This is a genomic window from Candidatus Limnocylindrales bacterium, assembly GCA_035559535.1.
Lineage (GTDB): Bacteria > Moduliflexota > Moduliflexia > Moduliflexales > JAUQPW01 > JAUQPW01.
The window spans coordinates 76,519-85,414 of the sequence record DATMBG010000029.1 but is presented as its reverse complement, the minus strand read 5'-3'; the positions used below and the strand labels follow the sequence as shown (position 1 = coordinate 85,414).

Annotated in this window: 9 protein-coding genes; 3 read left to right on the top strand and 6 right to left on the bottom strand. The window is 45.5% G+C overall.

Translation table 11 applies throughout. The features are described from left to right. Positions 1–193 precede the first annotated feature (193 nt). Both VNM22_09770 and VNM22_09765 read right to left on the bottom strand, forming a co-directional pair. A complete protein-coding gene (locus tag VNM22_09770) occupies positions 194–829 on the bottom strand; it encodes a response regulator transcription factor (protein HWP47436.1) in 636 nt (211 codons plus the stop codon). A gap of 28 nt (positions 830–857) precedes the next feature. Continuing rightward, the gene (locus tag VNM22_09765; protein ID HWP47435.1) at positions 858–1,556 is read right to left on the bottom strand and encodes a histidine kinase; all 699 of its coding nucleotides are present in this window, start codon (positions 1,554–1,556) and stop codon (positions 858–860) included. Between VNM22_09765 and VNM22_09760 the strand changes: the two genes are divergently transcribed. Beyond that, positions 1,555–1,689 (top strand): hypothetical protein, encoded by a 135-nt coding sequence (locus VNM22_09760; protein HWP47434.1) that lies wholly within the window; start codon positions 1,555–1,557, stop codon positions 1,687–1,689. The genes VNM22_09765 and VNM22_09760 overlap by 2 nt on opposite strands. Before the next feature lie 413 nt (positions 1,690–2,102). Here VNM22_09760 and VNM22_09755 read toward each other — a convergent pair whose 3' ends face one another. Further along, positions 2,103–2,801 (bottom strand): Crp/Fnr family transcriptional regulator, encoded by a 699-nt coding sequence (locus VNM22_09755; protein HWP47433.1) that lies wholly within the window; start codon positions 2,799–2,801, stop codon positions 2,103–2,105. Between the two features lie 113 nt (positions 2,802–2,914). On the opposite strand from VNM22_09755, the gene VNM22_09750 reads away from it, so the two are divergent. Beyond that, positions 2,915–3,805: a DMT family transporter gene (locus VNM22_09750; GenBank protein ID HWP47432.1), complete on the top strand. Its 891-nt coding sequence runs from the start codon at positions 2,915–2,917 to the stop codon at positions 3,803–3,805. A 74-nt stretch (positions 3,806–3,879) separates the two neighbouring features. On the opposite strand, the gene VNM22_09745 is transcribed toward VNM22_09750, so the two are convergent. Together VNM22_09745 and VNM22_09740 are read right to left on the bottom strand one after the other, a co-directional pair. Next, positions 3,880–5,064 carry a hypothetical protein gene (locus VNM22_09745; protein HWP47431.1) on the bottom strand — a complete coding sequence of 395 codons (1,185 nt, stop codon included), beginning with the start codon at positions 5,062–5,064 and terminating at the stop codon, positions 3,880–3,882. A 119-nt stretch (positions 5,065–5,183) separates the two neighbouring features. Further along, positions 5,184–6,473, bottom strand: a complete 1,290-nt coding sequence (locus VNM22_09740; GenBank protein HWP47430.1) for an NAD(P)/FAD-dependent oxidoreductase — start codon at positions 6,471–6,473, stop codon at positions 5,184–5,186. Between the two features lie 358 nt (positions 6,474–6,831). On the opposite strand from VNM22_09740, the gene VNM22_09735 reads away from it, so the two are divergent. Next, on the top strand, positions 6,832–7,665 hold the full coding sequence (locus tag VNM22_09735; protein ID HWP47429.1) for a 50S ribosomal protein L11 methyltransferase: 834 nt from the start codon (positions 6,832–6,834) through the stop codon (positions 7,663–7,665). 56 nt (positions 7,666–7,721) lie between these two features. Here VNM22_09735 and selD read toward each other — a convergent pair whose 3' ends face one another. Then, the gene (gene selD, locus VNM22_09730; protein HWP47428.1) at positions 7,722–8,771 is read right to left on the bottom strand and encodes a selenide, water dikinase SelD; all 1,050 of its coding nucleotides are present in this window, start codon (positions 8,769–8,771) and stop codon (positions 7,722–7,724) included. Positions 8,772–8,896 lie beyond the last annotated feature (125 nt).

Below are 8,896 nucleotides of genomic sequence, written 5' to 3'. Positions count from 1 at the left end.
TAGGGGCGGGAGGCCTCCCGCCCCTACACAGGAGAGGAGGACAAGGGGTGAGGGGAGAGGGGCCGGGGGTGAGGGAAGAGAGTTACAAGGATACTTCCGGGAGGCCCTTGTATGGGAAGATAGGAACGAGGCCGTTTCTCTCACCTCAGAGGGTGGTTTCATCGCGGCCACACCTGGTAATGATCGCTTTTTATTACCAGAACAAAGTATAAGACCCTATCAACCCTGATTGTATAGCATACCGAACCAGATCTGCCGTATTGTGAAGGTTAAGTTTTTGCATGATTCTCGTTCGGTGGGTCTCAACGGTCTTAACGCTGATAAAGAGCTTGGTAGCTATCTGCTTATTTGAGCAGCCCCAGGCAATCCATTTTAGAACCTCTCGTTCTCGTTGGGTCAGCGTCATATTTGGGGCTTGTTGGATTTTTAAAATGTTTTCGGCTAAAGAAGGACTGATAAACCTTCCCCCGGAAGTAACGGCTTTTAGAGCATAGATCAGATCCTCCAAGGTATTATCTTTAAGGAGATAACCGGAAGCACAGGTGTCTAAAGCCTGGGAGAGGAGAATAGGGTCTTTGTGCATGGTGAGAAGGATGATTTTAGTGTTTAAATTCCCTCGATGGACTTCCCTGGCAATCTCAATTCCATTGGGATTCGGCATCGAGATGTCCAGGATGGCTACGTCAGGTTGCATATGGGTTATCAAATTTAAGGCTTCTGAGCCATTTCGGGCCTCTCCGATTACCGTCACACTCTTGGTAGAATGAAGTAGTTCTACCAACCCTTGCCGGAAAAGGGTATGATCATCGGCAACAATAACACGAATCATAGAAGGTACCCCCTGAACACGTACGAGTTTAGGTAAAGGGTATTTCAAGGTAAAGCATCGTCCCTTTCCCCTTTGAACTCATTACCTTAAAAATCCCCCCTAAAAGTTCGGTTCGCTCCTGGATCGTAGAAAGCCCGAGTCCTTGATGGGTTCCCGGTAAACGGGTCACCTCAAAACCTTTCCCATCATCTGTAATCTTTAAAGATAAAATCTTCCCCCGGACTTGAAGGGTGGTTTCTACCAAACTGGCCTTTGCATGTTTAAGGATATTACTAAGGGCTTCTTGATAAATCCGATACAAATTGTCTTTCACCATAAGAGAAGTTTCTATAGGACCCTCGGCGTAGATCTTTACCTGTATACCTGACTTTGCCTGAAATTTTTTTCCATACCATTCCAGGGCACTGATCAGATCTATGTGTTCTAAAATGGAAGGTCTCAGGTCCATAGCTACCTGCCGTATTTCTTCAATGGAATTAGAAATCTCCAGAATAAGCTCTTGCAGGGACTCTCGCCCGATGGGAATCCCCTTCTTCACCTTCTCTTCCATCATTTGAAGATTTAATTTAATAGCCAGCATGGATTGTCCTATACCATCATGAAGCTCCCTGGAAAGCCTCCTTCTCTCCTCTTCCTGAGCCTTTAAGACTTTTGCCGAAACCTGCTTCAGGCGACTATGACCATGAATCAACCCGGCCATAAGCGCATAGAGGAAGCAAATCACCATGAAGATCGTTACAGAAATCGTGGGATGGGGGAGCGAATATCTTTCTACCGAGTCTGGTTTTAAAAACCCTGTTACCCCTGTTACGACTCCTAAAAGAAACCCTACAACCCCTAAAAGAATTGGCCTGGATTGATAGATTTTTTTTAAGTAAATTCTACACACTGGATAAGTAGGTAAAAATAACAATCAAAAAGTGACAATTTTCCTTCTAACCATGGACAATTTCTGTCAAACCAGTTTAACGGTTTATTTTAGTGAGGTTCAGGATATTTGGTTTAAAGTCCCTATCAGATCTGTAAAAATCTGGCTTTCAGAAGAATATATTTTAAATATGTCTAAAATTTAGACGAAATAGCTCTCTCAACAATTAAAAATTTGATCTTAAGTTTTGTTAACCCAACAACACCAACCCCCCCTGGGGTTTATGACGACAAAAGGTGATGTTTAAAAAAGGTAAAGGGAGTATAAGTTTTTTTATTCAGCAAAACTGTTGCCAGAAAGGAAGGGTTAAAAGCTCGTAAAAGAAAGGAGAAATAGGTTGAAAGATTAATCCAGAGTGTCCATGAGTTTTTCATGGAGGATGAGTTGCCGACCTGACGTAGAAATTTGACCTCTTTTTTTCATGTCACTCAAAACTCGAGACACCGCCTCCCGAGAACTTCCCAAATTGGCTGCTATTTCCCGATGAGTTGGCATATTGGGGATGAGGATTCCATATTTGGTCACGATCCCCTGGGAGCTTGCAAGTTGCATAAGTAGCTGAGCAACACGTCCATACACCTGGAGAAAGGCCAGATCTCCTATCTTTTTATCTGCATTTCGTAACCTTCTACAAAGTTCCCTGGCGACTTTCAAAAGTATCCCGGGGTGTTTTTTCATCTGAGCGGTAAAATCTTTTCGTTGGATGCTAATGGTTTCGGTATCTTCCAGGGTAACCACATTGGCAGATCGGGGTTCTTCATCCAAAAGGGACATTTCTCCAAAAAACTCTCCCTGTTTTAAAACTGAAAGAATGATTTCCTGCCCCTCTTCTCCCCACAGGGCGATTTTGACCCTTCCGGTCAGGATGACATAGAGTCTATTACCCGGTTCATCTTCACTAAGAATAAGGGTGTCCGGAGGATAGTGTACAATCCGCGAAACCTGGTAGATCAGATCAATCTCCTCATCTTCCAGATCCGTAAAAAGAGGAACTTGTTTTAAAAACTCTTTTATCTTTAGGGTTTTTTCCGGTTGTTCCTTCATAAGCAAATCTGAGGGTCACCCTATCAAACTTCCTGTTGAGTGTCAAGAACGAAAGAATATCTTATTAAATTTCTTGACTTTCATCAACTTGTTCGATTTACTTAGGGTATTCCATGACGCAACAGAGGCCCTCACCATTAAAACTTTACCTGAGTTTGTTTTTGGGAATTGTCAGCGTTTCCTTTGCAGCCATATTAATTCGACTTGTTCAAATTCCTCCTTCACAAGTTCCTCCTTTAATTATTGCGGGATATCGAATGGGGTTGGCCGCTATCATTTTACTACCTGTTACCCTTATAACCCGTTTTAAGGAGTTAAACCGGTTATCCTTCGAGCAAGTTCTTCTCTCTCTATTATCCGGATTTTTCTTAGGGTTACATTTTGCCCTCTGGATTACCTCCCTACAATATACTTCCATCACCAGATCCGTGGTATTGGTTACAACCAGTCCTATTTTTGTTGGGATAATTTCCCATTTTATTTTGAAAGAGCGGGTTTCTCGGCGGTTAGTTGTGGGCATCGTTATGACCCTGGGAGGTGGAATCTTGATAAGTACAGGGGGATACTCTACAGGAAAAGGCGGGTTATGGGGTGATTTCCTGGCCCTGGCCGGTGCAGGAATGATGGCCTTCTATCTCCTGCTTGGAAGGAAACTGAGGCAGCAACTCTCCTTGTTAACTTATATTTTTCTTGTCTACACAACTTCTGCACTCCTCTTAATTTTTCTAAGCGTATGGCTTAACCTTCCTTTACGGGGATATTCTTTGAAAACCTATTTTCTATTCCTGCTTCTGGCCCTTATTCCGACCATTATCGGTCATTCTTCCTTTAACTGGTCCTTAAAATATCTCCCGGCCCCTGTGGTTTCGGTAAGTATTCTGGGAGAGCCTGTCGGTGCTTCCCTATTAGCCTATCTTTTATTAAAAGAGGTTCCAACTTGGATAGAAGTTTTAGGCGGAAGCTGTATCCTGATGGGAATTTACATTTCTCTGGGTAAGAGATAACCCCTATAGCTCGAAAGGCCGGCTCTCCAGATCCTGGGCGACCGGCCTTTCGAGCTATGTCCGACTTAAATCCTTTAATAGCGAAATACGGCAGCCAGGGGTCCATGATGGTGGTCATCGGGGATCTCTTCCCGGGAGACGGCATATACCCTTCCTCCGTGCAGGAAGGTTTGAACGGCTGCTAAATCCAATAGATCTTCATCGCCGGGTTCCGGATTAGAGTGTAACTGAACGGTATGGGTATTCGGATCAAAGGTACCCCATTGCTGGACATTTGTGGCAACAAACAGAAAGTCGACTCGACCGTAATAAGCGGCCGGGAGAATCACATGAATATCATGGGAAGCGCGTGGGGTACCTGCAAATTGTCGGTACTGGGCGGCTGCTGCGTTGAAAGCCTTCTGAAAATAGGGTTGGACGAGGGTCCAGGCCCGTTCATGGAGTTCTTCTGCATGTAATCCTTCTGGATTCCCGGTTATACCTTCCTCCATCAAATGGGGATAGGTACTTACTTCCCTATAAATGGGTAGAAGATACTCAACCCCGGCTAAAACCAGTGGTGCTCGTTCTTCCCGAAGCAGATCATGGAGCCCTGCGTCGATCTGGAGAAAATAACGGCGGATTTCATCCCGGGGCTCCCGCTTATCATCATCCCCGCCAACTCCATGGCCTGAAAGCGGAGTTATCTTACCACTGGACCTGCCCTGGGAACCTGGATAAAAGTGGGTTAACTTGCTGTAATCATCATATTGGAGGGCCTCGGCAAGGCTCTTGGGTACTCCCTCTAAATCGACTTCTGTAACACTATAGCGAGAACCCTTAAGTAATCGAACATCTTTTTGGCTGAGGGCAAGGACATAGAATTGTCCATCTCCGTTAAATAACGAAAGGAGCGGTTTAACGTGAAAGCGATCTGCAACGACTACCAATTCCTCAAATCGAGTTGGGAGAGGGTAATAACGAAAAAGCTCCGAGGAGCAGAATACCGCCAGGCCATCCCGTTGATGTTGCCAAAAATAGCTATCCTTCAATAATCCCTGGGCCGGGCCCAACAGCTCCTTTGTTTCGGATTCTCGCCAACCCCTCGCATTAAGAAGTTCCTCGGCCTTCCGAAGCATATTCTTAAATCGAATGGTATTCTGCTGGACCTCCGTCCGATAAGCAGGCATAAAAATTGAGATACAAGGTCCCTCATGCTTCTGCATTAGGATTTCTAGTTCATCTTGGGGTAAGATAGGTGTTTTGGATAATGCTTCCATAAACTTCACTCCCTTCTAGTTTTTAAGGTACCAAAGGTCTGTCCTAAAAATATCGGGTAAAGCCGACCACCCCCTCCCCCTACTTCCGGCCAGGGACCGGATCCGGTCTACCTGAGGCCCTAAATGATTTTTTGTGGTTTTGGGGAGGGCTCATACTGAGTTTCGTAGTAGGTAATCAGTCTTGTGCTACGGTTAAAGCCCAGGTAGGCCCAGGCCCATTGGAAGAGTACAAGAAGACGATTATCGAAACCGATAAGAAAGTAAATATGGACAATGAGCCAGGCCAACCAGGCAAACAATCCCGAGAATTGAAACCGACCCAGATCGGCAACGGCAGCCGCACGGCCAATGGTTGCAAGCTTACCTCTATCTTTATAAATGAAGGGTTTCCGAGGGAGTCCTTTAAGATCTGCTTGAATATTTTTAGCCGCATGGCGCCCCATCTGGATAGCTGCAGGGGCAACACCTGGAACCTTTTTACCTTCGGCATCGGTAACGGCCGCAAGATCCCCAATGACGAACACTTCCGGATGATTTTCAATAGACAGATCAACTTTTACCTCCACCCGTCCGTTTCTGTCTAAGGGAACACCCAGAGTCGCACCAAGTGGCGAAGCTGCCACCCCGGCCGCCCAGAATATATTCTCCGTTTCAATTCGCTCTTGACCGATAAGGACGGCACCCGGTTCGATACCCGTAACCCTGGTATTAACCCGGACTTCAACCCCCAACTTTTCCAACTGCTTCTTGGCACTCTCAGACAGGTTTTCTGGATATGCAGGGAGTACCCGAGGTAAACCTTCCAGGAGTATCACACGAATACTGTCGGCATCGAGATGTTTAAAATCCTTTACCAACATGCGTCGGGCTACCTCTGACATAGTACCGGCAAGTTCAACACCCGTTGGGCCCCCTCCAATGATGACGAAGGTGAGAAGCGCTCGCCGTCGCTTTGGGTCTGACTCCCATTCTGCTTTTTCAAAGGCCAATAAGAAGCGACGCCGAATTTCAATGGCATCCTCAAGGGTCTTTAATCCCGGCGCTATCTCAGCCCATTCGTTGTGACCAAAATAAGAATGGGTAGCACCGGTGGCTACAATAAGATAATCGTAAGGAATCTCCTCATGATTGGAGAGCTTTACCCGACGTGCAGCCACATCTATCCCGATGACTTCTGCCAGCCGTACACAGGTATTATGCTGACGACGCAGAATATGGCGAATCGGTTCGGCAATCTCACCCGGAGAAAGAGCAGCCGTCGCTACCTCGTATAGTAAAGGCTGAAAAAGATGGTGGTTGTGACGGTCAATTACGGTCACTCGTACGGGTGCACGACGTAACTCTCGAGCAGCATAAAGCCCACCAAATCCGCCACCAATAATAACAACATGGGGTAAAGAATTACTCATAAGAGATCCTCAGAGTAAAAAATCTCACATTACCGTAAAATTTACCCGAAAGCCTGCAACCTTTATCTATCTGGATTGCTTTTACGGTATTGTAAATTTAATATTCGGGTTTATTTACCCCTTGAATTCGAAAAATGTAATTCTTAAAGAAGACTGCTTAAACATAAAGTACATTGATAAAATCATATATCAACTCTTTATTTCAATTTTACCCTAAAAGGTCATACCACACCACTTCATTATGAAAATACTGCATAATTGCCAGGAGGCTATCCTTGGGGTATTATATTATACCAGGTCGGTATTGAAATGTGGTATAAAGCAGGGACCGCCTGGGGTATTATTTTAAAAGGATCAGATGAGGGATTTTTCAGTTTATTTAAAAACCCTTCAGAGCACGTTATCGTTAAATATCCATACAGAAGGAGCCGTCCAGCACACTGATTTTGTGGAAAGTTCCCTCGTTTATGGAGGACCGAGACCGCGGGAAATCATTTTGGAGAGTCTGGAACCTATTCTGGAGCAGGGAGATGATCGGCTGGGGTTAGGGGCCGACCATGCAACTTTTTCCATTGCCAGGGTTTTGATCCAGGATCGAGAAAAGATCCAGGGTCAGGTGGTTTGCGAGGTAGGATGTGGAACCGGTTTTTTATCCATCTTATGTTATCGATTAGGGGCCAGAAGAGTTCTGGCTACGGATATAGATGAAAAGTGCTTAAAATATGCCCGGGAGAATGTAAAGTTAAACCGGGCAGACGTTCTGTTTTTCCAGGGAGATCTTTTACAAAGCATTCCAAAAACGGAGTCCATTGATGTAATCTTGAGTAATTTACCCCAAAAACCGGTTTCCAACCCGGGTACTTTTTCTATAGCCTACCAGGGAGGTTTTGATGGGGCAGAGCTTTTGCGAAAGTTGATTTTTCAAGCCTCCGAAAGGTTGAATCCAGGAAATCGCCTGTATTTGTTTTATCACTCCCTTGCGAATCCCCAGGTGCTCCAAGACTTGAGTCAACATTTTGAGGTGTTTCTCAGGGCCTGGAAACGTAGAATTTTTACCTACCACGAGTTGGAAAAAATTTTTCCCCACATCTCTCAATTGAAAAAGGAGGGAAAATCTTTTTTCGATATCTATGAGGAAAGAACCCGGCGGTACTTTTTTTATGGAATGGTATGGGAGGGAGTGAGAAGATAAGGGGCAGCTTACCGTCTCTTTATTAACTATCCCTGGACGTTTACTGCCCTTTATGTCTATGGGACTACTACAATCCGTCCGGCTTCATGGATAACCTCTCCGATAATTCGGGCAGCGGTAATTCCACGCTCCCAGAGCTTTTTCAGAAGCGCATCGGCCTGGTCTGGAGAGATGGAAATCAGAAGACCTCCGGAGGTCTGGGGATCAAACAGAACGTGAACCACTTCCTTTGAGATGGATTCATCGATGGTATAGTTACCTTGAACATATTCCCGATTGGTTCTATCCCCACGGGTTAGTATGCCTTTTTTAGCAAGGGGAAGGGCTTCTTCGAAGATAGGAACCTGGGAAGCCCGAATTTTCAGGCCCAGGCCGCTCCCTTTAGCCATCTCCCAACCGTGGCCTATAAGACCGAAACCGGTGATATCGGTACAGGCATGAACGGTGAAGTTTTGCATCTCTTCTGCAGCGATTTTATTAAGTTGGGTCATACTGCGGCAGATTTCCTCTTCGGCCTGTAAAGAAGCCTTCCGTTTCTTAATTGCAGTGGAAATAATCCCGGTTCCTAGAGGCTTTGTCAAAATAAGCTTATCTCCTAATTTTGCCGTAGAGTTGCGTAGAACCTTTTCAGGGTGCACAATCCCGGTCACCGACATCCCATATTTCAGTTGATCATCGTCGACCGTATGACCTCCCACAAGCACTGCACCGGCCTCCATGGCTTTATCCTGACCACCTTCTAAAATCAGGTCTAAGGCTTTAGAATCCAGTTTATAAACCGGGAAGCATAAAATATTCATGACCGTCAGGGGCCTTCCACCCATGGCATAGATATCGCTGATGGAATTGGCTGCGGCAATCTGGCCAAAAAGATAGGGGTCGTCTACGATGGGCGTAATAAAATCCACCGTCTGAACCAAAGCCAGATCTGAGGTCAATTTATAGACCCCTGCATCATCGGCTGTTTCAATACCCACCAGAAGATTTTCATCGGCCGGTCTGCTTAGTCCTGCCAGTGCGTGGCCCAACACCGTTGGGCTTAATTTCGCAGCTCAACCCCCGCACTCAACGGTTTTTGTCAATTCCCATCGGTCTTTCTTGCTCATAATTCCTTTAAGGTATCCCCTAGCCGGTTAACCCCTCTACCTTTTGAATCCTTTAAGGGGACATCCTGAAGGTAAAAATCCTAGATTTAAGATCTTCCTGTATTTAACCTAATAGTAAAACCCTC